Raw genomic sequence first — 22,052 nt, forward strand, 5'->3', positions numbered from 1 at the left:
TTGCGGGGTTACTTGGCGCCGAGACCGGCGTCGGACACCTCGGGCCTGCCCTCGGCCTTCAGCACCTTGTTCAGGAGCGTGAGGTCGTAGATGCCCTTCAGGTCGGGCTGCTCGATCAGCTTCGCCTTGACCGCCCACTCGGACTGGGTCTTCAGCGTGGCCGCCAGCGGGTCGTCCGTGATCCGGATGCTCGGCCACGCCGGGTCGATCACCTCGGCGCCCAGCGCCTTGCCGCCCAGCTCCTTGAGCGCGGCGTTCGCCGACGCCTTGGCCTCGGCGGGCTCGGCGTTGATCCAGGCGTTGGTCTTCACCGTGCCGCGCAGCACGGCCTCGACCACGTCCGGGTGCTCCTTGAGGAACGTCTGCGACACGATGATGTTCGTGATGACGAACTTCTTCTCCGGCCACAGGGTGGTCTCGTCGAGAAGCACCTTCGCACCCTCGGAGACCAGCTTCGACGCGGTCGGCTCCGGCACCCAGGCGCCGTCGAGCGAGCCCGACTTGTAGGCGTCGGGGGTGACCTTGTTGTCCGTACGGACGACGGACACGTCGCCCTTGCCGCTCTCGGCGTCGACCTTCCAGCCCTTCTCCGAGATCCAGTTGAGGAACGCGACGTCCTGCGTGTTCCCCTTCTGCGGAGTGGCGATCCTCTTGCCCTTGAGGTCGTCCAGGGTCTTGATCTTGTCCGGGTTGACGACGAGCTTCACCCCGCCGGAGGCGGACCCGGAGACGATCCGCAGGTTCTGGCCCTTGGACTTCACGTACGCGTTGATGGACGGCGAGGGGCCGATGAAGCCGATGTCGAGCGAGCCGCCGTTCAGGGCCTCGATCTCGGACGGGCCGGCGTTGAAGGTCTGCGGCTTGATCTGCGTGCCGCCGAGCTCCTTCTGGATGAGGCCTTCCTGGATGCCGACGAGGGCGGTGGCGTGCGTGAGGTTCGGGAAGTAGCCGATGCGGACGCTGCTCGCGGAGAGCTTCTTGCCCTCGGCGGCGACCTCGGTCTTCTGGTCGTCCTTGGCCTCGGAGCCGTAGCCGCAGGCGGTGGCCGTCACGGCCAGCAGGGGGAGGGCGGCGGCAGCGGCGAGGCTGCGGCGAAGGGCGGCGGTACGGGTCGTGCGGGGCGTACGGCTCGTACGGGATGCAGGCACGGGAGGTGTTCCTCTCGGTGGCCCGGCGGTCACGAACTCACGTCGTGGCCGGGAGATCGGCTTTTCCAGGTCTTCGTCTGTGGTGCGGTCGGTGCGCTCGGGAGGTGGTGCCGGTCATCGGACACATCGCGTCACACCTCCCGAGCCCGCGCCGAGCACACCGCTGCCGACCCGGCCGCCCTCCTTCGCGAAGGTCGCGTACACGTCGATCGTCATCAGAAGTCCCACCCCTCGTCGTCCTGGGCGGGACCGGTCTCGGCGGCGGCGAAGGCCTCGCCCGCCATGCCGGCCGCCAGGGTCGTACCGTCGGCCGGGTCGATCAGCAGGAACGACCCGGTACGGCGGGAGTCCGCGTACGCGTCGAGCGCGAGCGGCTCGGCGGTACGGACCCGGACCCGGCCGATGTCGTTGGCCTCCAGCCGCCCGGGAGCCGGGTGCTGGGAGAGATCGTCGAGCGTCAGCCTCGACGGGATGTCCTTCACGATCGCCTTGACCGTGCGGGTGGTGTGCTTCAGCAGCACCCGCTGGCCCACCGTGAGCGGGGTGTCGGCGACATGGCAGACGGTGGCGTCGACGTCCTGCGTGGTGGCGGGCGCGTCCCCGCTCGGCACGACGATGTCGCCACGGGAGATGTCGATGTCGTCCCGCAGCAGCAGCGTCACCGATTGCGGTGTCCAGGCCACGTCCACCGGGCTGCCGAGCAGGTCGATCCCCGCGATCTTCGACGTCCGGCCCGAGGGCAGTACGGTCACGCTCTCGCCGACGCGGAACGTGCCGGCGGCGATCTGGCCCGCGTAGCCGCGGTAGTCGGGGTGCTCGGCGGTCTGCGGACGGATCACGTACTGCACCGGGAAGCGGGCGTGGCAGCCCGTCAGGTCGTGGCTGACGGGCACCGTCTCCAGGTGCTCCAGCACGGTCGGGCCGCCGTACCAGTCCATGTTCGCGGAGGCGTCCACCACGTTGTCGCCGGCGAGCGCGGAGATCGGGATCGCGGTGATCTCGGGAACGCCGAGTTCACTCGCGTACGCGGTGAACTCCTCGGCGATCGAGGCGAACGAGGACTCCTCGTAGCCGACGAGGTCCATCTTGTTGACGGCGAGGACGACGTGCGGGACGCGCAGCAGCGCGGCGATCGCGGCGTGCCGGCGGGTCTGCTCGACCACCCCGTTGCGGGCGTCCACCAGGATCACGGTCAGCTCGGCCGTCGAGGCACCCGTGACCATGTTGCGGGTGTACTGCACATGCCCGGGGGTGTCGGCGAGGATGAACCGGCGCCGCGGCGTGGCGAAGTAACGGTACGCCACATCGATCGTGATGCCCTGCTCCCGCTCGGCCCGCAGACCGTCGGTGAGCAGCGCCAGGTCGGGGGCTTCCTGGCCGCGGGAGCGGGAGGCGTGCTCGACGGCCTCCAGCTGGTCGGCGAGCACGCTCTTGGAGTCGTGCAGCAGCCGGCCCACCAGGGTGGACTTGCCGTCGTCGACGGACCCGGCGGTGGCGAAGCGCAGGAGGGTGGTGGCCGACAGCTGCTCGGCCAGCTGTCCGGCCGGATCGGCTGTGCTGGTCATGGTTAGAAGTACCCTTCGCGCTTGCGGTCTTCCATGGCGGCCTCGGACAGCTTGTCGTCGGCGCGGGTGGCGCCCCGCTCGGTGAGGCGGGAGGCGGCGATCTCGGCGATCACGGCGTCCAGCGTCGTCGCGTCGGAGTCGACGGCGCCGGTGCAGGACATGTCGCCGACGGTGCGGTAGCGGATCAGCCGGGTCTCGACCGACTCGTCGTCCTTCGGGCCGCCCCAGTCGCCGGCCGTGAGCCACATGCCGTCGCGGGCGAAGACCTCCCGCTCGTGGGCGAAGTAGATCTGCGGCAGTTCGATCTTCTCGCGCTGGATGTACTGCCAGACGTCCAGCTCGGTCCAGTTGGAGAGCGGGAAGACGCGGACGTGCTCACCGGGCGCGTGGCGGCCGTTGTAGAGCTGCCACAGCTCGGGACGCTGGCGCCGCGGGTCCCACTGCGAGAACTCGTCCCGCAGCGAGAACACCCGCTCCTTGGCCCTGGCCTTCTCCTCGTCGCGGCGGCCGCCGCCGAAGACGGCGTCGAAGCGGTGCTGCTGGATCGCCTCGGTCAGCGGGACGGTCTGCAGCGGGTTGCGGGTGCCGTCGGGGCGCTCGCGGAGGGTGCCCGCGTCGATGTACTCCTGCACCGATGCCACGTGAAGCCTGAGATTGTGCTGTGACACCGTACTGTCGCGGTACTCGATGACCTCGGGGAAGTTGTGCCCCGTGTCCACGTGCAGCAGCGAGAACGGCACCGCGGCGGGCGCGAACGCCTTCAGCGCGAGATGCAGCATGACGATGGAGTCCTTGCCGCCGGAGAACAGGATCACCGGCCGCTCGAACTCGCCCGCCACCTCGCGGAAGATGTGCACCGCCTCGGACTCCAGCGCGTCCAGGTGCGTCAGCGCGTACGGGCTGTCCGTGCTCCCGCCCACGACATCGATACTGGTCGTCACGCCAGTCCCCTTTCACTGAGCAGCGCGTACAGCGACGCCGCGGACTCCTGCACGGTCTGGGTGTGCGACTCGATCCGCAGATCCGGCGACTCGGGCTCCTCGTACGGGTCGTCGACGCCGGTCAGCCCGCTGATCTCGCCCGCGGCCTGCTTGGCGTAGAGCCCCTTCACATCGCGTACGGAGCACACCTCGACCGGGGTCGCGACATGCACCTCGACATAGGGCGTGCCCTCGGCGCCGTGGCGCTTGCGAACGGCCTCGCGGCTGTCCGCGTACGGGGCGATCACCGGCACCAGGACGTGCACACCGTTCGACGCCAGCAGTTCGGCGACGAAGCCGATCCGCTGGACGTTGGTGTGCCGGTCCTCGCGGCTGAAGCCGAGGCCCGCCGAGAGGAACTCGCGGATCTCGTCCCCGTCGAGCACCTCGACGCGGTGGCCCTCGCCGCGCAGCCGGCCCGCCAGCTCGTACGCGATGGTGGTCTTGCCCGCGCTCGGCAGCCCGGTGAGCCAGATGGTGGCCCCAGTCACGTGCTTCTCCCGGTGGTTCAGGGTCGTCGGGTCGTCGTCGGTCGTCGTCATCAGCCGTGCAGCCCGCACTCGGTCTTGCCGCGGCCGGCCCACCGGCCGGCCCGGGCGTCCTCGCCCGCCGCGACCCGCCGGGTGCAGGGGGCGCAGCCGACGGAGGCGTAACCGTCCATCAGCAGCGGGTTGGTGAGGACCCCGTGCTCGGCGACGTAGGCGTCCACATCGGCCTGGGTCCAGCGGGCGATCGGGGAGATCTTGACCTTCTGCCGCTTCTCGTCCCAGCCGACGACCGGGGTGTTCGCCCGGGTCGGGGACTCGTCGCGGCGCAGCCCGGTCGCCCAGGCGTCGTACCCGGCCAGCCCCTCCTCCAGCGGCCGGACCTTGCGCAGGGCGCAGCACAGATCGGGGTCGCGGTCGTGAAGCCGGGGGCCGTGCTCGGCGTCCTGCTCCGCGACCGACCGGCGTGGGGTGAGCGTGATGACGTTGACGTCCATCACCGCCTCGACCGCGTCGCGGGTGCCGATGGTCTCGGGGAAGTGGTAGCCGGTGTCGAGGAAGACGACGTCGACGCCGGGGAGGGCACGCGAGGCGAGGTGGGCGACGACCGCGTCCTCCATGGAGGAGGTGACGCAGAACCGCGGGCCGAAGTTCTCGGCCGCCCACCTCAGGATGTCGAGGGCCGAGGCCTCCTCCAGGTCCCGGCCGGCCTGCTCGGCGAGGGACTTCAGTTCGTCCCTCGTCTGAACCACCGTCATATCTCTTTCCCTCCCGCGTCGTCGCGCCGCACCCCTCGGGCGAGCAGCCCGAGGAACTTCAGCTGGAAGGCTCGATTGCACGCCGCGCATTCCCAGGCGCCGTGACCCTGCTCGCTCGGGCGCAGGTCCTCGTCGCCGCAGTAGGGGCAGTAGAAGGGGGCCGCGCGCTCGCTCATGAGAGGGCCTCCTCCGACGCACGCGCCGCCCAGGTGGCGAAGCGCTCGCCGTCCTCGCGCTCCGCCTGGAAGTTCTTGAGGACACGCTCGACGTAGTCGGGCAACTCGGCCGACGTGACCTTCAGGCCGCGGACCTTGCGGCCGAATCCGGCCTCCAGGCCCAGCGCGCCGCCCAGGTGCACCTGGTAGCCCTCGACCTGGTCGCCGTTCTCGTCCAGCACCAGCTGGCCCTTGAGACCGATGTCCGCGACCTGGATACGGGCGCAGGCGTTCGGGCAGCCGTTGATGTTGATCGTGATCGGCTCGTCGAACTCGGGGAGACGGCGCTCGAGTTCGTCGATCAGCGAGGCGCCGCGTGCCTTGGTCTCGACGATGGCCAGCTTGCAGAACTCGATACCGGTGCAGGCCATCGTGCCCCGGCGGAACGGGGACGGGCCGACCCGCAGGTCCAGCGCCTCCAGAGCGGCGACCAGCGACTCGACCTGCGGCTGCGCCACATCGAGGACCAGCATCTTCTGCTCCGCGGTGGTACGCACCCGGCCCGAGCCGTGCGCCTCCGCCACCTCGGCGATCTTGGTGAGGGTGGCGCCGTCGACGCGGCCGACGCGCGGAGCGAAGCCGACGTAGAAGCGGCCGTCCCTCTGCTTGTGGACCCCGACGTGGTCGCGCCACCGCTGCACGGGCTGCTCGGGCGCGGGGCCGTCGACGAGCTTGCGCTGCAGGTACTCGTCCTGGAGCACCTGGCGGAACTTCTCCGCGCCCCAGTCCGCGACCAGGAACTTCAGCCGCGCGCGGGTGCGCAGCCGGCGGTAGCCGTAGTCGCGGAAGACCGAGATGACGCCCTCGTAGACGTCCGGGACCTCCTCCAGCGGCACCCAGGCGCCGAGCCGGACGCCGATCTTGGGGTTGGTGGACAGTCCGCCGCCGACCCAGAGGTCGAAGCCGGGACCGTGCTCGGGGTGGTTCACGCCGACGAAGGCGACGTCGTTGATCTCGTGCGCCACGTCGAGGAGCGGGGAGCCGGAGATGGCCGACTTGAACTTGCGGGGGAGGTTGGAGAAGTCCTTGTTGCCCACGATGCGGCGGTGGATCTCGTCGATGGCGGGCGTGCCGTCGATGATCTCGTCCTCGGCGATGCCGGCGACGGGGGAGCCGAGGATGACGCGGGGAGTGTCACCGCACGCCTCGGTGGTGGACAGGCCGACGGCCTCCAGCCGGTTCCAGATCTCGGGCACGTCCTCGATCCGGATCCAGTGGTACTGGACGTTCTGCCGGTCGGTGATGTCGGCGGTGCCGCGCGCGAACTCCTCGGAGATCTCGCCGATGACCCGCAGCTGCTCGGTGGTCAGCCGGCCGCCGTCGATCCGGACGCGCAGCATGAAGTACTTGTCGTCCAGCTCCTCCGGCTCCAGGATCGCGGTCTTGCCGCCGTCGATCCCGGGCTTGCGCTGGGTGTAGAGGCCCCACCAGCGCATGCGTCCGCGCAGATCGGCCCCGTCGATGGAGTCGAAACCACGATGGGCGTAGATCGTCTCAATGCGTGTCCGCACATTGAGACCGTCGTCGTCCTTCTTGGTCTGCTCGTTGGCGTTGAGCGGCGTGAGGTGGCCAACGGCCCACTGACCCTCGCCGCGGTGGCGTCCGGCCTTGCGGCGGGGCGTGGCGGTGGCGGGCTCTTCCGGGGTGGCGGCCATGGAGGTACGTCCTTCGGGACTGCTGAGGGCGGCTCTGACCTGCGCACGAGCAGGGCGTCGCGGTGCGCAGAAGGCAGGGGATGTCTGAGGTCGTGGTGGGCTGCTAGGGGCCGAGGGCCCCGGCTGTCCGCAGCGTCAGCCCGCCGGACACATGGCGCTGGACATGCGGCCGAGGTCGACGTGACGCCGACTCACCAAGGCAATTCCAGCTCGAGACATGACGGAAGCGTGTCACGGGACTTTGGACCCAGTCCACCGTCATCCAAAATATGGACAAGAGTGTCCCGCATCGCGAGACACTGTGTCCTCGATCACCCGCACCGCCCAACGGCCGCGGCCGCGGGTCAGGGCTGCGGGTCAGGGCCGGGCGTCAGACCCGCGGGTCAGGGCCGCGGGTCGGACCCGGGCGCCGGGCCAGGGGCCGGGCGTCTCCACCTCCGGCTCGTCCTCCACCTTCGTGTCGCACAGCGTGAAGCCGCGGCGCAGGTAGTTGTCCATCGCGTGCGGGCCGTCCTTGGAGCAGGTGTGCAGCCACACCCGCTTCGTGGGCGTCCGTCCCGGCCAGCGGTCACCGAGGTCCCAGGCGCGCGCGGTACCGAACGACAGCAGATGACCACCGATGCGCCGCCCGCGGAAAGCCGGGATCAGCCCGAAGTAGACGATCTCGACGGCGCCCTCGTCCTGCGCCTGAAGCTCGACGTACCCGGCCGGCGTCCCCTTCTCGTACGCCACCCAGGTCTCCACGCCCGGCCTGTCCAGCGTCTCCACCCACTGTGCGTGGGTGAGACCCAGCCGGTCGGTCCAGCGGATGTCCCCGCCGACCGCCGTGTAGAGGAAGCGGCTGAACTCGGGCGAGGGCACCTCGGCCCGCACGATCCGCACGTCCCCGGCGGGCTCGGCGGCCGGACGCAGATCGGCGGCCGAGGTCTGCTCCAGGGACCACGTGGTCACAGTGATGCTCATGGCCGCCAGGGAACCACGTCCGCGCCCCGGCTCCAAAAGCCGGGAGCCGCGGACACGCCCCGGCGCCCCTCCGGCGGATCATGCTCCTGACACGGCCTGGAACCCCGTGGTCCGCTCCGCGGCGACGGCCGGGGCCGAGGAGTGCGGCAGGAGGTCACCCGGCCGGGCCGGACGGACCACCTCCACCCTGACCTCCTCGCTGAAGCGGTACGGGCGGTGGGCCAGCACACCGGAGAGGTAGCGCCTCACACGTGACATTTCAGCGCGCACCGTCACCGCGCGCGTCGGGTCACCGAACACGTCGGACGCCAGCTCCGCGGCCGTGCGCCCCTGCGGATGCCTCGCCAGCACGTACAGCAGCTCGGCATGGCGCGGGCTCAGCTCCTGGGACCAGCTGCCCGCGGGACCGCTGACCGCGACGGTCCAGCGGCGGGCGCGGCTCAGGTCCAGGACGACACGGCTCGCCGTCTCCGTGGCCCTGGACTCGTCGGGACGGACCAGCCAGCCGCCCGGCAGCGGCTCGACGGTGCACATGCCCAGCGACGGCAGCCAGACCCGGCCCGCGCGGAACGACTTGGGCAGCGGCAACCGGTCCACCGGTGCCATACCGCTGACCGCCGCGGTCCAGCCGTGCACGTCGACGGCCAGCGCCCGGCCGGCGAGCCGGCACAGGATCGGCGCCGCGACCGACCGGAGCCGCTCGACCACCCGCAGATGACGATCGCGAAGATCCGCCTCCGCGAGCCGGGCCACCGAGTCGACGAGCGCCAGCGTCGCCGGGTGGAAACCGGAGGCCGGGCCGCTGACATCGACGATGCCCAGCAGCCGGCCGTCACGCGGGTCGTGCACCGGCGCCGCCGCGCACGTCCAGTTGTGCAGCGTGTGCACGAAGTGCTCGGCCGAGTGGACCTGGACCGGCCGCCGCGCGGCGAGAGCGGTGCCGATGGCGTTGGTGCCGGCGCTGTCCTCGCTCCAGGCCGCGCCCTCCTCGAGACAGATGGTGTCGGCCTGCCGGATCACTCCGGCGTTCCCCTCCCGCCACAGCACCCGGCCCTGATCGTCCGTCACCACCATGATCTGCACGGACGCGTCGGCGATCTCGGTGAGCCCGCTGCTGAGCGTGTGCATCACCTCGCCGAGCACGGTCGCCCGCCGCCGGTGCTCCAGCTCCTCACGCTGCAGCAGCTCACTGCTCGTGGAACGGTCCGGGTCCACGCCCAGCCGGAGCATCCGCTGCCAGGACGCGTCGATGACCGGGCGCGGCGCGACCGGCGGACGCCGGCCGGCCAGGGTCGCGGCGTGTACCTGATGGAGCAGACGCGTCGCATGCCCGGCGTCCATGCTGCTGAGCCGTGCCATGTCGAGAGCCGTGTTCCTCATCGGGTACCCCCCGCCGTCGCCGGCGCCGAATGGTGCGGGCCGGCCGTGCCGTATCGGTTCTGCTCGGTGCGCGTCCCACCGCGCACCGGTGCGCGCCACATCGCGGCCCGTCCGCCTCCCATCGTGCCGCCCACGCATCCGCCCGGAAGCCAATTCGCACATCTCCTGCAACGGTCTGCAACTCTGGCCAACGGCCATCCTGTGCGTGAGGGTGACATGAGCGGAGGGTGGTGCCGTGTCGGCGCAGCACCACCCTCCGCTTTCGCAGGTCAACGCACCGGCGCACACCAAGGGCGCACGGTTGCGTCAGCCGGCTCGCGCGACGCCTTTCACACCGGCTCGCGCGCCGCCCTCACACCTGTACGCGAGCCCGCTCCACCACCGCCGCCAGGTTCAGCCCGTACGGCAGCGTCCCGAACGCCGACCCCCAGTCCCCGCCCAGCCGTGACGCGCAGAAGGCGTCCGCCACCTCCGGCGGCGCCCAGCGCACCAGCAGCGACCCCTGGAGCACCAGCGCCATCCGCTCGACCAGCCGCCGCGCCCGTACCTCCACGGACTCCAGATCGGCCAGCTCCGTCAGCATCCCCTTGATCGCACCGTCCAGCCGGTGGTCCGCGCCACGCGCCCGCCCGACCTCCCGGAGGTACGCGTCCAGCGCCCCCGGCGTCCCCCTCAGCGCCCGCAGCACATCCAAGGCCTGCACATTGCCCGATCCCTCCCAGATCGAGTTCAGCGGAGACTCCCGCAGCAGCCGCGGCATCCCGGACTCCTCCACGTAGCCGTTCCCGCCCAGGCACTCCAGCGCCTCCGCCACCACCGGCGTACACCGCTTGGTCACCCAGTACTTGGCGGCCGGCACCGCGAGCCGCAGCAGCGCCCGCTCCGCCTCGTCACCGGCCTCCGCGGCGTCGTACGCCGCCGCCAGCCGCATCGCCAGCACCGTCGCCGCCTCCGACTCCAGCGCCAGATCGGCCAGGACGTTCCGCATCAGGGGCTTGTCGATCAGCGGGCCGCCGAACGCGTTGCGGTGGGCGGTGTGGTGGATCGCCTGCGCCACCGACTGCCGCATCAGGGCCGCCGAACCGAGCACACAGTCCAGCCGCGTCGCCGACACCATCCCGATGATGGTGCGCACCCCGCGCCCCTCCTCGCCGACCCGGCGCGCCCACGTCCCGTCGAACTCCACCTCGCTCGACGCGTTCGACCTGTTGCCCAGCTTGTCCTTGAGCCGCTGGATCGCGAACACGTTGCGCGTTCCGTCGTCCAGCACCCGCGGCACGAGGAAGCACGTGAGGCCCCCGGGAGCCTGCGCGAGCACCAGGAACGCGTCGCTCATCGGTGCCGAGCAGAACCACTTGTGCCCGGTCAGTGCGTACTCCCCGGCCGCGGCCAGCGGCACCGCCCGGGTCGTGTTCGCCCGGACGTCGCTGCCGCCCTGCTTCTCGGTCATGCCCATCCCGAACAGCACACCGGGCTTTTCGGCGGGCGGCCGCAGGCCGTCCTCGTACACCCGCGACGTCAGCCGCGGCTCCCACTCGGCGGCCAGCGCCGGGTCCGTGCGCAGCGCCGGCACCGCCGCATGCGTCATCGACACCGGGCAGCCGTGCCCGGACTCCACCTGCGACCAGACCAGGAACCCGGCCGCACGCCGCACATGCCCGCCGGGCCGCCCCCAGGCGTTCGTCAGCCCCGAGGAGACCGCCTTGCCCAGCAGCCGGTGCCACGCAGGATGGAAGTCCACCTCGTCGATCCGGTGCCCGTACCGGTCGTGCGTACGGAGCACCGGAGGGTTCTCGTCGGCCTGCACCCCCCACCGCTGGGCCTGCGCCGAACCCGCGGTGCGGCCGAGCTGGGACAGCTCCTGACGCGCCGTACCGAGCAGCCCCGGATCCAGGTGCCGCTCCACGGCCTCGGTCAGCGCACGGTCCGCCGCGAACACGTCGTACGCGACCAGGGGCGGAGCCTGGTTGGTCACGGTGTGGGTGCTGGTCTCCATGCCGCTACGGTAAGGAGGTGCAGGCAGCAAACGAAACACCCGAGCGGCCCTCCGGCCGGCTCCACCGGGCCCGAGTCCTCTACCGCAACGTCTCCAAGCGGAAACTGGCCTGGCTGCTGCTGAAGGACACCGTCAATTCGTGCATCGAGTACCGGATCCTCGGGCTCGCGGCCGAGGCGGCGTTCTTCACCCTGCTGTCGCTGCCACCACTGATGCTGGGCGTCCTCGGGCTCCTCGGCTACGTCGACGACTGGACCAGCACCACCACCGTCGCCTCCATCCAGGAGAACATCCTCGGCGCCGCCGGCACCGTCCTGTCCGACCGCGGCGTCAACGAGATCGCCAAACCCCTCCTGGAGGACGTCACCCGCGGCGGCCGCCCCGACGTCATCTCGCTCGGCTTCGCGATCGCCCTGTGGTCCGGATCGCGGGCCGTGAACGTCTTCATCGACACCATCACCGTGATGTACGGACTCGACGGCCAGCGCGGCATCGTCGCCACCCGGTTGCTGGCGTTCCTGCTCTACCTCATCGCGCTGCTGATCGGCGCGGTCGTGCTGCCGCTGGCGGTCGTGGGCCCCGACCGCCTCGTGGAACTCCTGCCGTTCGGCACGGAAGTCGTCAGCGTCCTGTACTGGCCCGTCGTGATCCTGCTGTCCATCGCCTTCCTCACCACGCTCTACCACGTGTCCGTGCCGGTCCGCTCACCGTGGGCCGAGGACATCCCGGGCGCGCTCGTCGCCCTGGCCATGTGGGTGCTCGGCAGCTTCGTGCTCCGCATCTACCTGACCAGCACCGTCGAGGGCCCCACCATCTACGGCTCCCTCGCCGCGCCCATCGCCGTACTCCTCTGGATCGGCATCTCGGCCTTCGCGGTGCTCGTCGGCGCCGCCGTCAACGCCGCCATCGACCGGGTCTGGCCCTCGGTCGCCACCGCCGCCGCCCGCGCCGCCAACCAGCGCGTCCGCGCCGCCCACGCCGCGGAGCTGGTCGCCCGCGCCCGCGCCCGTGCCGCGGAAGGCGAGAGCGAGGACGGGGAGGACGGCGAGGAGGGCGAGGAGGGCGAGGAAGGGGAGGGCAGCGGCGACATGCCGTCGGAGTTCCCCGAACGCTGGTCCAAGTTCCTGCCGCCGGACGACGTGAAATCCCGGTTCCACGGCAGCCGGGACCCTCGCGACAACGGCAGCCAGAAGCTCTAGCCTCGACACCATGTACGAGGAACGGGCCTCGTCGCTGGACGGGGCCGTCGTCTGGCGCAACGAGCCCGGCCCCGGCCCGGGCCTTCCCGTACTGCCCGACGGCTGTATGGACCTGATGTGGACCGACGGCCGGCTCCTCGTCGCCGGACCCGACACATACGCCCATCCGTCCGACGGCACCGGCGCCTCCTACACGGGGCTGCGCTTCGCCCCCGGCACCGCCCCCGCCTTCTTCGGCGTGCCCGCGCACGAGCTGCGCGACGTCCGCGTGGAACTCGCCGACCTCTGGCCCGCGGACCGGGTGCGCGCGATGGCCGCACGGGTCACCGCGGCGCCGGACCGGGCCGCGGCGCTGGAGGCCGTGGCCGTGCGGTACGCGGCGGACAGCCCCCGGCCCGACCCGTTGCTGCGGGCCGTCGTCCGGCGGCTCGACGCCGGAGGGACCGTCGCGGCGACCGCCGACGCGGTCGGGCTCGGCGCACGCCAGTTGCACCGCAGATCCCTGGACGCCTTCGGATACGGCCCCAAGACGCTCGCCCGGGTCCTGCGACTGCAACGCGCCCTCACCCTCGTACGGGCCGGGACGCCCTATGCGGAGGCCGCCCTCGCCGCCGGCTGCGCCGACCAGGCACACCTCGCACGCGAGATGCGGGACCTGACCGGGCTCACCCTCGGCCGCTACGCCGAACTGGCCGCCGGCTCCGCGTCCGCGAACAGCGAGACCCCGGCACCGTCCGGGTCGAGCACGATCGCGTAGCGCTGTCCCCAGAACGCGTCCCACGGCTTGAGGTGGCCACGATGGCCTGCCGCGACCAGCTCTTCGTACACCCTGTCCACCTCGGCGGGACTGTCGCAGAGGAAGGCGAGCCCGACACGGTCCCCGCCCTCGGGCCGGGTCCAGCCGGGATCGAAGGACCGGATCGTCTCCTCGGTGTCGAACAGCACGCGCGGCCCGCCGGGCAGCACGGCCTCGACATGCGGCGCGGACTCGGCCCCTTCCGCGAAGTCCAGGCCGAGGCGGCGGTAGAAGGCGAGTGAGGCGGCCATGTCGGAGACGACCAGGCCGACGGCATCGAGTCGTGGAGTCATGGAGCCACCGTAGGAAGGTCGGTGGTACGGCGTCTTGAAGGAATCGGACGCCGCACGCACACGGTCACGGACGGGCGCCGGGGAGGGCTCGCCCGGCGCGCCGTCATGGATTCGTAAGGAGCCCGGTGCGCAGTCGCCTGCCCTCGCGGACCAGACTGGAGCCATGCAGAACATCCTGGTCGTCGACGACGATCCGACCGTCGCCGAAGTGGTCGCCGGCTACCTGGAACGCGCGGGCTTCGCGGTGCACCGTGCGGAGGACGGGCCCCAGGCCCTGCGGTCCGCCGGGCAGCTGTGGCCGGACCTGGTGGTGCTGGACCTGATGCTGCCCGGCATGGACGGCCTCGAAGTCTGCCGCAGGCTGCGCGGCCAGGGGCCCGTGCCGGTGATCATGCTGACCGCGCGCGGGGACGAGGACGACCGCATCCTGGGTCTCGAAGTAGGCGCGGACGACTACGTCACCAAGCCGTTCAGCCCGCGCGAACTGGTGCTGCGCGTCGAGTCCGTGCTGCGCCGCAGCCGGGCGCGGGCCGACGGGCCGACCGCAGGGCCCGTGCTCAGCTGTGCGGGGATCAGCGTCGACCCGACGGCTCGCCGTGTCACCAAGGACGGCGACGAACTCGCCCTCACTTTGAGGGAGTTCGACCTCCTGGCCCATCTCATGCGCCACCGCGGACAGGCCATCGCCCGCGAACAGCTGATGCACGACGTGTGGGGCTGGGAGTTCGGCGACCTGTCGACCGTCACCGTCCACGTGCGACGGCTGCGCGGCAAGATCGAGGACGATCCCGCCAGACCACGTCTGATCCAGACCGTCTGGGGCGTCGGCTACCGCTTCGACGCACCGGCATCGACGGCGGCACGGGCACCGGGATCGGGACCAACGGCGGCACCGGGACCGACGGCGTTCGGCGCACCCGAACCGACGGACGAGGTGTGACACGTCATGCGTGACTTCCTGCTCATCGTGCTCCTCGCCTTCCTCGGCGCGGTCGCCGCCGGGCTGGCCGGGGCCCTCGTCCTGCGCCTGCTGCGCCACCGGTCGGTCGCCGTGTCGCTGACCGTCGTCGCCGCCGTCACCGTCGTCGCGATGCTCGCCGGGACCCTCGCGGTCGCCCAGGCGATGTTCCTGTCCGCGCACGACCTGACGGTCGTCACCACCGTCGTCGCGATGGCCGCGGTCGTGTCGCTCGCCACCGCGCTGCTCCTCGGCCGCTGGGTCGTCGCCCGCAGCCGCGAACTCGCCCTCGCCGCCCGTACGTTCGGCGAGGACGGCAGCTTCGCCGCGCCCGACGGCGAGGCCACGGCCGAACTCGCCGAGCTGAGCAGGGAACTCGCCGCCACGAGCGCGAAGCTCGCCGCGTCCCGGGAACGGGAGCGGGCGCTGGAGACCTCCCGGCGGGAGCTCGTCGCCTGGATCTCGCACGATCTGCGCACCCCGCTCGCCGGACTGCGCGCCATGTCGGAGGCGCTGGAGGACGGCGTCGTCCAGGACCCCGAGCGGTACTTCCGGCAGATCCGCGCCGAGGTCGAGCGCCTCAACGGCATGGTCGGGGACCTCTTCGAACTGTCCCGGATCCACGCCGGCGCGCTCGCGCTCAGCCCCACCCGGATGTCCGTCTACGACCTGGTCGGCGAGGCCCTGGCGGGCGCGGACCCACTGGCCCGTGAGCACGGCGTACGGCTTGTGGGGGACCGGGTGGAACCGGTCCCCGTCCAGGTGGACGGCAAGGAGATGACCCGCGTCCTGGCCAATCTGCTCGTCAACGCGATCCGGCGGACCCCGGCGGACGGCACGGTCGCGGTCGCCGCGGAACGACGCCTGAACAGCGTCGTGCTGTCCGTGACCGACGGCTGCGGCGGCATCCCGGAGGAGGACCTGCCCCGCGTCTTCGACACCGGATGGCGCGGCAGCCAGGCCCGGACCCCTCCGGCCGGGGCGGGCCTCGGGCTCGCGATCGTCCGGGGCATCGTCGAGGCCCACGCCGGTCGCGCCGACGTGCACAACGTGACCGGCGGCTGCCGCTTCGAGGTGACCCTGCCCGCCGCCCCGTGACCGCCCGGGGGGGCGCCCCGGGTGTCACATGGCGCTGTACACCGCGTCGACCAGGGCCATCTTGCGCGGATCGTCGGCGATACGTGAGCCCATGCGGTTCATGACGTACCCCATCGACACGCCCGCCTCCGGGTCCGCGAGCCCGCAGGAACCGCCGTAGCCGTCATGGCCGAAGGCGCGCGGGTTGGGTCCGTACGACGCGTTCGGGCCGCTCAGCCACAGGCCCAGTCCGATCTCGGTCTCATGGGCGAAGCCCGCGCCGAGGACGAGGTCCCGGCAGGCGCCCTGGCCCTCGCGGACCCGCTCGGCGGCGGCCGCGGACAGCACGCGGTGCTCTCCGAGCAGACCGCCCGAGGCGAAGACGCCGTACAGCTCGGCGACCGCGCGGGCGGTGCCGTGGCCGTTGGCCGCCGGGATCTCGGCCGCCCGCCACTGCGGGCTGTTCGCCCCGGCCGCGCCGACGACGGGGTTGGTGAGCGCGGCGACCGCGACCGGCTGCAACTGCGCGAAGATCGCGGCCTGTTCGCTGTCCGTCGCGACCGGCGGATGCACCAGCTCAGCGGCGCGGCCGGACTCCTTCTCGGGCAGCCCGATCGTGAAGTCGATGCCGCAGGGCCCCGTCACCTCCCGGTGCAGGAACTCGCCCGGCAGCAGTCCCGTGATGCGCCGCACCACCTCGCCGACCAGGAAGCCGTACGTCATCGCGTGGTAGCCGGACCGCGTCCCCGGCTCCCACCAGGGCTCCGTCGCGGCCAGCCGGGACACCGTCAACTCCCAGTCGCAGAGCTCGGCGAGCGTGTGCGGCTCACGCAGAGCGGCGAGTCCCGCGCGGTGCGAGAGGAGGTGGCGGACGGGAAGGGTGTCCTTGCCGGCGGCGGCGAACTCCGGCCAGTACGAGGCGACCGGGGCGTCCAGGTCGAGCAGACCTCGGTCGGCCAGGAGGTGCGCGCACAGCGCGGTCGGTCCCTTGGTCGTCGACCACACGTTGACCACGGTGTCCCGCTGCCAGGGCCGGCTGCGGGCGGCGTCGGCCCAGCCGCCCCACAGGTCGACGACGGTCTCGCCGCCCGACCGGACGGTGACGGCGGCGCCCAGCTCGCCGCGCTCACGGAAGTTCTCCTCGAAAGCGGTGCGGACCGCGGAGAACCGCGCGTCGCAGTGGCCCTCGATCCGTGCCCCGGTGTCGGTCATGGCCCCTCCGTGCTCCGTCGGACTCCGTCGTGCGCAAGCCTGCCCCCAGGAACATACCGACTGGTCGGACCGGCTGGAAGGTGTCGTACGCGGACGGATCGCGAGGGGCGTTGTCAGTGCCGTACGGCAGGCTGTCAGGTGCACTGTCACATAGGGCCGGGCCCTGCACGGCCGGGACGGTGCGAGAGGACCCGAGACCGACGAGACACCGAGACGACCGAGACGACCCGAGGGGAATGGCCGACCGATGAGTACCACCGTTGTCATGACGTCCCGTGAACGTGCCGCCGCCCAGGCGTACGTGCGCCTGCTGGGTGCCGTGCGCGCCGCGCTCGCCGCACCTCCCGGTGCCGCGGCCCCGCCGCCCCTGCTGCTCACCGCCCCCATGGCCGAGGCCGACCAGGCCCTCGCGGACGCGGGCCTGGCCGGCAACGAGGCGGAGCTGTTCGGCCTGGTGACGGGACTTCACACCGCCGGCACGCCCTGAACGGCGCGACGGCACGGCGGGCAGGGCGGGCGGGGCGTCACGCCTCGTGGCGCAGCGGCGTGAGCTGCTCGATGTCGTAGCGGGCCCGCAGTTCGGCGATCGCCTCGTGATCGGGCGGGCCGCCCGCATCGAGGATCTCGATCAGTTCCTCGAAGTACCGCTCGTGGTCGGGCGGGGGAGAGGCCTGGAAGAACATCCTCGCCGGTTCGCCGGTCCGGTTGGCGAACGCGTGCGGACAGCCGGGCGGCACGACGACGACCGTGCCAGGACCGGCGCGGACCGAGCGCCGGCCGGACCGGGACTCCCAGTGCCGCCAGTCGTCGCCGCTGCGCACGCGCGGCTCGAAGGCGAGCATGTCCAGCTCCCCTTCGAGTACGTAGAAGAGCTCCTCGCTCCGCGCGTGCACATGGGCCCCGACGTCGAACCCGGGAGGGACGACGACTTCGAAGCTGGACGACACACGTGACATGTCACCGGTGACCTTGAACGTCACCTGCTGGGCCGCCGCGCGCAGCGTACGGCCGTGACCCTTCGGCACCAGCAGCCCGTCCGGCGTCCTGACGTGCGAGGTCACCAGATCACCGGCAATCCCTCGGGGCCCCGGATGAGTGCGCCGGGCCGCCAGCGGAGTTCCTCCGACGGCACGGCGAGGCGCATCCCCGGGAACCGGTCGATCAGGGCGGAGAAGATCAGTTCCGTCTCCAGCCGGGCGAGCAGGCCGCCGATGCAGTAGTGCGGACCGTACCCGAACGACACATGCGGGTTGGGACTCCGGTCGAGACGGATCTCCTCGGGGTCCGGGAAGACGTCCGGGTCGCGGTTGGCCGCCAGATACGACACGTAGACGGCCTCGCCCTTCCTGACGTCCTGGCCGGCGACGGTCAGGTCCTCCGTCGCGATCCGGCACAGTCCGACGCCGTTGCGGTGCGGTATCCAGCGCAGCAGTTCGTCCATGGCCGAGGTCCGCAGCCCCGGCTCCCGGCGCAGCCGGGCGTGCAGTTCGGGGCGGGTGAGGAGGATGTACGCCATGTTTCCGGTGTTGTTGGTGACCGCCTCGCCGCCGATCTGGACGAGCAGCGCCAGGCCGACCGCCTCCGACTCGGTGATCTCACCGTCCGCGACGGCCGTCCCGAGCAGCCCGGTCACATCCTCACCGCCGGTGCCCCGCCGCTGCTTCAGCAGTTCGGCGAAGTAGTCGCACATCGCGGTCCTGGCCTGCTCGCTGCGCTCCGCGCCGTGGGAGGAGGACAGGATGAGCGCGGTCCACTCGTGCATCCTCGGCCGGTCCCTCTCGGGCACGCCCATGAGTTCGCAGACGACGGCCAGCGGGAACGGCGCGAGGACACGCTCGACGAGGTCGGCGGGCGGTCCGTCGCGCAGGACACCGTCGACGAGTCCGTCGAGCATGTCCTGGGCCCGCCCGCGCAGCCGGTCCATCGCGCGGGTGGTGAACGCGGCCGCGACCGAGCGGCGCAGCCGGGTGTGGTCGGGCGGGTCCTCGAAGCCGACGGCGCCGTCCACGGGTATGAAGTGCGGTGCCAGGCGCGTGACATCGTTCCCGACGACCGCCTTGCGGCTGAAGCGTGGATCGTTCGTCACCATCCGCACGTCGTCGTAGCGCGTCGCCAGCCAGGCCCAGCCCTCGCCGTTGGGGAGCCGGATCCGGGTCAGCGGACCCTCCCGCATCAGCGCGGCGAGGTCGGGGTCGAAGTCGACCCCGGTCAGGTCACTCACCGGCCAGAAGTGCACCGACGGGCCGCCGTCGGCCGCGCCGGTCGTGGCCGGAAGGGTCGAGGTGGTCGCCGTGGTCCCTGCCCCAGATGTCCCGGCCGCCTCCGCCGGGCAGCCTGCCTGCGTGGCCCCGGGACCCTTGGTGGTGGTCTCGTTCCGCATGGCCCGGCTCACCTCCCCTCCGTCGCCAGCGCCCCTTCGCGGGCGAGGGCACCCTCGGGCGTGCTCCAGCGGCCCAGCGACATCTCCGCGGTGATGCCCGGGCCGAAGCCGGCGAGGATGCCCCGCGCCATGTCGTCCGGGGCCCCCTCGTCGAAGAGCCTGCGCAGGGCGTCCAGCACGACCGCGCTGGCGATGTTGCCGTACTGGGTGAGCGTGGCCCGGCTGAACCGGAACGCCTCGGGGGGCACCCCGAGATACTTGCTGAGGTCGTCGAGGATGCGCGGCCCGCCCGCGTGGATGATGTAGAAGTCCAGCGAGGCGGCGTCCCAGCCGTGTTCCGCCGCGAGGTCCTTCAGCGCCGGAGCCAGCGGTTCCATGGTGCCGGGCACCCGCCGGTCCAGCTTGAAGTGGAATCCGGTGGAGCGGACGTCGTAGGCGATCCAGTCCTCGGTGTCCCGGACGAGGAAGGAGCCGTTGCGCTCCAGCACGACGCCATGGCCGCCCCGGCCGCGCACCACGGCGGCGGCGAGACCGTCGCCGAAGAGCCCGTTCGAGAGCAGATTGCCGACGTCCAGATCGGTGGGCTGGTAGCACAGCGAGCAGAACTCGCAGGCCACGACGAGCGCGTTCGCCTCCGGGTAGGCGGTGCAGAAGTCATGTGCCCGGTTGACCGCCGCGCCCCCGGCCGCACAGCCGAGCTGGGCGATCGGCACCTGGCGCGCGTCGGTGCGAAAGCCCATGGTGTTGATCAGCCAGGCCGTCAGCGACGGCATCATGAAGCCGGTGCACGACACATAAATGATGACGTCTATGTCGACGGGACGGAGTCGCGCGTCGTCCAGCGCCTGCTCGATGACCCCGGGTACCCGGGCCTTCGCCTCGTATTCGTACACGGCGTTGCGCTGTTCGAAACCGGGGTGTTTCAGCGTCTCCTCGATCGGTTGCAGAAGATGCCTCTTCTCCACGCCGGTGTTCCGGATCAGACGCAGCGCCAGATCCAGTTGTGGATGGTCCGCGTGGACGGACCGCGCCAGGTCAAGGGTCTGCTCCATGGTGATCACGTGCTCGGGTACGGACACTGCCGGTCTGCACAGAGTGGCCATGATGGTGCGCCCTTCTCTCGCGTTTCCTTCTAAAGGATCAGGGACGTCACCCGTTCGCGCCCGCCGAGGAAAGCCCTTGCCGCTGGGCTGTCCGGGTGATGCCGCGCCGGTGCCGGGCCGATGGGCCGGCGATCGGGAAGGGATGTCGAACCCGCTGGATGCCGCCCGGGCCGCTCACTCGGCGTGATCGGTGCCTGGGTGTGCGCGTACAGCGTTGAACGTTGGGAGTTGAACGCCATGACGTCAGAACCCGAGACGGTGGCCACGCCCGGACCCGGTCCGCAGGAGGACTCGACCGAGGCCGGCTCGCGGGAGGACCCGGCCGGGCCCGGTCCGCGGGGGGAATCGGCCGAAGCCGGCCCGAAGGAGGACGAGGGCGACGAAGATGCCCTCTTCTGGAGCCTCGACGATCTGAAGGCGCTGGACTTCGACCCGCTTCTGACCACCCTGCTGCGCGAGGAGCCCGTCGCCCGTATCCGGCTTCCGTTCGGTGAGGGGACCGCCTGGCTCGTGACGCGCTACGACGATGTCAAGCAGGTCACGTCCGACCCGCGGCTCAGCCGCCGGGCCCTGGCGGAGCGCGAGGTGACGAGCGGCTCGCCGCACGCCATCGCCGCGAAGCACGCCGCCCTCAACTACACGGACCCCCCGCATCTGAACACCCTGCGCCGTGTCGTCGCCCGGGCCTTCACCGGCAGGAGCATGGAGCGGCTGTGGCCCATGGCCCGGCGAAGGGCCGAGTCCCTGCTGGACGGGATGGAGCGGAATGGTCCCCCGGGCGATCTGATGCAGCATCTGCACGGGCCCTTTCCGCTGTCGGTCGTCTGCGATCTGCTCGGGCTGCCCGAGGACGAACGCGCCGGGATGACCTCCTGGGCGAACGTCATCATGGCGCCGCGCCTGGCCCCGGCCCGCAGCGAGGAGGCCAGGGCGACGGTCCGTGACGTCGTCGTCGGGCTCCTCGACCGGCGGCGCACCGAGCCGGGGGAGGATCTCGCGGGAGTCCTCGCGGCCGCCGTCAAGGACGCCGAGATCAGCGACGACGAGGCCGTGTCGCTGGCGACGGCGATCCTCGTCAGCGGGGCGCACGCGGTGCGCAACAACAGCGCGAACATGGTGTACGCGCTGCTCACCCACCCCGAGCAGCTCGCGAGGCTGCGGGCCGAGCCCCGCATGCTGCCGCAGGCCGTCGAGGAACTGCTGCGCTACATCCCGCACCGCAACGGTGTGGGCCTGCCGCGGATCGCGACCGAGGACCTGGAGGTCGGCGGCGTACGCATCAGGGCGGGCGAGGCGGTGTACTGCTCGTACCTCTCCGCGAACCGGGACCCGGCGGTCTTCACCGACCCGCACACGCTCGACCTCGAACGTGAGGCCGTGACGCATCTGTCGTTCGGGTTCGGGCCGCACCACTGTGTGGGCGCGATGCTGGCCCGGATGGAGTCCGAGGTGATGATCGCGACGCTGCTGGACCGCTATCCGCGGCTCGCGCTCGCGGTGCCGCCCGAGGAGATCGCCTGGGAGGAGGGCGCGCTGATCCGCGGGCCCAAGACCCTTCCGGTGCGCTGGTGAGGCGGTCATGGACGTGGATCTGCGCATCGTGCACGGTGCACCGGACGACGAGGAACTGGCCGCCCTCATGGCGGTGCTGACCGTCCTCGCCCACCGCCGGGCCGCCGCCCGGGCCACGCCGGGCGGCGGCCGGCCCCGGCGCGCTCACTGGGACCGGACGTGGGGCGGCGGCTTCCAGCCGTGCGGCTCCTGGCGGGAGAGGGACAGGACGGTCATGTCGTTCGACCCGGGCAGCCGCTGAGACGACGACGGCCGTCCGCCGTCGTCGGCGACGGCCGCCCGTGGTTGTCGGCGACGGCCGCCCGTGGTTGTCGGCG

At 71.7% G+C, this 22,052-nt stretch carries 23 protein-coding genes; 7 read left to right on the top strand and 16 right to left on the bottom strand.

Features of this window, described 5'->3' with window-relative positions; all coding sequences use genetic code 11:
* Positions 1 to 8: 8 nt before the first annotated feature.
* The 11 genes from OG766_RS28325 to OG766_RS28375 all read right to left on the bottom strand — a co-directional run bounded on the left by OG766_RS28325 (position 9) and on the right by OG766_RS28375 (position 11,145).
* Positions 9 to 1,148 (bottom strand): aliphatic sulfonate ABC transporter substrate-binding protein, encoded by a 1,140-nt coding sequence (locus OG766_RS28325; protein ID WP_266387548.1) that lies wholly within the window; start codon positions 1,146 to 1,148, stop codon positions 9 to 11.
* 215 nt (positions 1,149 to 1,363) lie between these two features.
* Positions 1,364 to 2,713 carry a sulfate adenylyltransferase subunit 1 gene (locus tag OG766_RS28330; protein ID WP_266387545.1) on the bottom strand — a complete coding sequence of 450 codons (1,350 nt, stop codon included), beginning with the start codon at positions 2,711 to 2,713 and terminating at the stop codon, positions 1,364 to 1,366.
* 2 nt (positions 2,714 to 2,715) lie between these two features.
* A complete protein-coding gene (gene cysD / locus OG766_RS28335) occupies positions 2,716 to 3,654 on the bottom strand; it encodes a sulfate adenylyltransferase subunit CysD (RefSeq protein ID WP_266387542.1) in 939 nt (312 codons plus the stop codon).
* The gene (cysC, locus tag OG766_RS28340; protein WP_266387539.1) at positions 3,651 to 4,235 is read right to left on the bottom strand and encodes an adenylyl-sulfate kinase; all 585 of its coding nucleotides are present in this window, start codon (positions 4,233 to 4,235) and stop codon (positions 3,651 to 3,653) included. Before cysC ends, cysD begins: the two co-directional genes overlap by 4 nt.
* Positions 4,235 to 4,936 (bottom strand): phosphoadenylyl-sulfate reductase, encoded by a 702-nt coding sequence (locus tag OG766_RS28345; RefSeq protein ID WP_266387536.1) that lies wholly within the window; start codon positions 4,934 to 4,936, stop codon positions 4,235 to 4,237. The genes cysC and OG766_RS28345 overlap by 1 nt, the downstream gene beginning before the upstream one ends.
* Positions 4,933 to 5,112, bottom strand: a complete 180-nt coding sequence (locus OG766_RS28350) for a hypothetical protein (protein WP_266387533.1) — start codon at positions 5,110 to 5,112, stop codon at positions 4,933 to 4,935. The genes OG766_RS28345 and OG766_RS28350 overlap by 4 nt, the downstream gene beginning before the upstream one ends.
* Entirely contained in the window at positions 5,109 to 6,806 is a 1,698-nt protein-coding gene (locus OG766_RS28355) for a nitrite/sulfite reductase (protein ID WP_266387530.1), read from the bottom strand. The genes OG766_RS28350 and OG766_RS28355 overlap by 4 nt, the downstream gene beginning before the upstream one ends.
* Before the next feature lie 135 nt (positions 6,807 to 6,941).
* Positions 6,942 to 7,025 (bottom strand): putative leader peptide, encoded by an 84-nt coding sequence (locus OG766_RS28360; protein ID WP_323137367.1) that lies wholly within the window; start codon positions 7,023 to 7,025, stop codon positions 6,942 to 6,944.
* Positions 7,026 to 7,163: 138 nt separating this feature from the next.
* The gene (locus OG766_RS28365; RefSeq protein ID WP_328726503.1) at positions 7,164 to 7,769 is read right to left on the bottom strand and encodes a GNAT family N-acetyltransferase; all 606 of its coding nucleotides are present in this window, start codon (positions 7,767 to 7,769) and stop codon (positions 7,164 to 7,166) included.
* Between the two features lie 78 nt (positions 7,770 to 7,847).
* Positions 7,848 to 9,149 carry a helix-turn-helix domain-containing protein gene (locus OG766_RS28370; RefSeq protein WP_328726504.1) on the bottom strand — a complete coding sequence of 434 codons (1,302 nt, stop codon included), beginning with the start codon at positions 9,147 to 9,149 and terminating at the stop codon, positions 7,848 to 7,850.
* Between the two features lie 352 nt (positions 9,150 to 9,501).
* Positions 9,502 to 11,145, bottom strand: coding sequence for an acyl-CoA dehydrogenase family protein (locus OG766_RS28375; protein ID WP_266387521.1), 1,644 nt, complete (start codon positions 11,143 to 11,145; stop codon positions 9,502 to 9,504).
* 17 nt (positions 11,146 to 11,162) lie between these two features.
* Here OG766_RS28375 and OG766_RS28380 point away from each other — a divergent pair, with 17 nt between their 5' ends.
* Together OG766_RS28380 and OG766_RS28385 are read left to right on the top strand one after the other, a co-directional pair.
* Positions 11,163 to 12,344 (top strand): YihY/virulence factor BrkB family protein, encoded by a 1,182-nt coding sequence (locus OG766_RS28380; RefSeq protein WP_266387519.1) that lies wholly within the window; start codon positions 11,163 to 11,165, stop codon positions 12,342 to 12,344.
* 10 nt (positions 12,345 to 12,354) lie between these two features.
* Positions 12,355 to 13,101: a helix-turn-helix domain-containing protein gene (locus OG766_RS28385; RefSeq protein ID WP_266387515.1), complete on the top strand. Its 747-nt coding sequence runs from the start codon at positions 12,355 to 12,357 to the stop codon at positions 13,099 to 13,101.
* On the opposite strand, the gene OG766_RS28390 is transcribed toward OG766_RS28385, so the two are convergent.
* Positions 13,023 to 13,433, bottom strand: coding sequence for a VOC family protein (locus OG766_RS28390; protein ID WP_266387512.1), 411 nt, complete (start codon positions 13,431 to 13,433; stop codon positions 13,023 to 13,025). The genes OG766_RS28385 and OG766_RS28390 overlap by 79 nt on opposite strands.
* Before the next feature lie 163 nt (positions 13,434 to 13,596).
* Here OG766_RS28390 and OG766_RS28395 point away from each other — a divergent pair, with 163 nt between their 5' ends.
* Together OG766_RS28395 and OG766_RS28400 are read left to right on the top strand one after the other, a co-directional pair.
* A complete protein-coding gene (locus OG766_RS28395; RefSeq protein ID WP_328726505.1) occupies positions 13,597 to 14,373 on the top strand; it encodes a response regulator transcription factor in 777 nt (258 codons plus the stop codon).
* Positions 14,374 to 14,379: 6 nt separating this feature from the next.
* Positions 14,380 to 15,489, top strand: coding sequence for a sensor histidine kinase (locus OG766_RS28400; RefSeq protein WP_266387507.1), 1,110 nt, complete (start codon positions 14,380 to 14,382; stop codon positions 15,487 to 15,489).
* A 24-nt stretch (positions 15,490 to 15,513) separates the two neighbouring features.
* Here the strand turns inward: OG766_RS28400 and OG766_RS28405 are convergent, their stop codons facing one another.
* A complete protein-coding gene (locus OG766_RS28405) occupies positions 15,514 to 16,680 on the bottom strand; it encodes a serine hydrolase domain-containing protein (RefSeq protein ID WP_266387504.1) in 1,167 nt (388 codons plus the stop codon).
* A 247-nt stretch (positions 16,681 to 16,927) separates the two neighbouring features.
* Here OG766_RS28405 and OG766_RS28410 point away from each other — a divergent pair, with 247 nt between their 5' ends.
* Positions 16,928 to 17,167, top strand: a complete 240-nt coding sequence (locus OG766_RS28410; protein ID WP_266387502.1) for a hypothetical protein — start codon at positions 16,928 to 16,930, stop codon at positions 17,165 to 17,167.
* Positions 17,168 to 17,204: 37 nt separating this feature from the next.
* Here the strand turns inward: OG766_RS28410 and OG766_RS28415 are convergent, their stop codons facing one another.
* From OG766_RS28415 to OG766_RS28425, 3 genes are read right to left on the bottom strand one after another with little or no spacing between them, the layout of a single operon-like run.
* The gene (locus OG766_RS28415; RefSeq protein ID WP_266387499.1) at positions 17,205 to 17,741 is read right to left on the bottom strand and encodes a cupin domain-containing protein; all 537 of its coding nucleotides are present in this window, start codon (positions 17,739 to 17,741) and stop codon (positions 17,205 to 17,207) included.
* Positions 17,738 to 19,060 (bottom strand): cytochrome P450, encoded by a 1,323-nt coding sequence (locus OG766_RS28420; RefSeq protein WP_328726506.1) that lies wholly within the window; start codon positions 19,058 to 19,060, stop codon positions 17,738 to 17,740. Before OG766_RS28420 ends, OG766_RS28415 begins: the two co-directional genes overlap by 4 nt.
* Before the next feature lie 8 nt (positions 19,061 to 19,068).
* The gene (locus OG766_RS28425) at positions 19,069 to 20,163 is read right to left on the bottom strand and encodes a type III polyketide synthase (protein ID WP_266387493.1); all 1,095 of its coding nucleotides are present in this window, start codon (positions 20,161 to 20,163) and stop codon (positions 19,069 to 19,071) included.
* A gap of 237 nt (positions 20,164 to 20,400) precedes the next feature.
* Between OG766_RS28425 and OG766_RS28430 the strand changes: the two genes are divergently transcribed.
* Both OG766_RS28430 and OG766_RS28435 read left to right on the top strand, forming a co-directional pair.
* Complete coding sequence (locus OG766_RS28430; RefSeq protein WP_328726507.1) at positions 20,401 to 21,735, top strand: cytochrome P450; 1,335 nt, start codon at positions 20,401 to 20,403, stop codon at positions 21,733 to 21,735.
* 7 nt (positions 21,736 to 21,742) lie between these two features.
* On the top strand, positions 21,743 to 21,976 hold the full coding sequence (locus OG766_RS28435) for an acyl-CoA carboxylase subunit epsilon (RefSeq protein WP_266387488.1): 234 nt from the start codon (positions 21,743 to 21,745) through the stop codon (positions 21,974 to 21,976).
* The last annotated feature ends 76 nt before the right edge of the window (positions 21,977 to 22,052 follow it).

Origin of the sequence: Streptomyces sp. NBC_00259, assembly GCF_036181745.1 — a bacterium.
In the GTDB taxonomy this organism is placed as follows: domain Bacteria; phylum Actinomycetota; class Actinomycetes; order Streptomycetales; family Streptomycetaceae; genus Streptomyces; species Streptomyces pratisoli.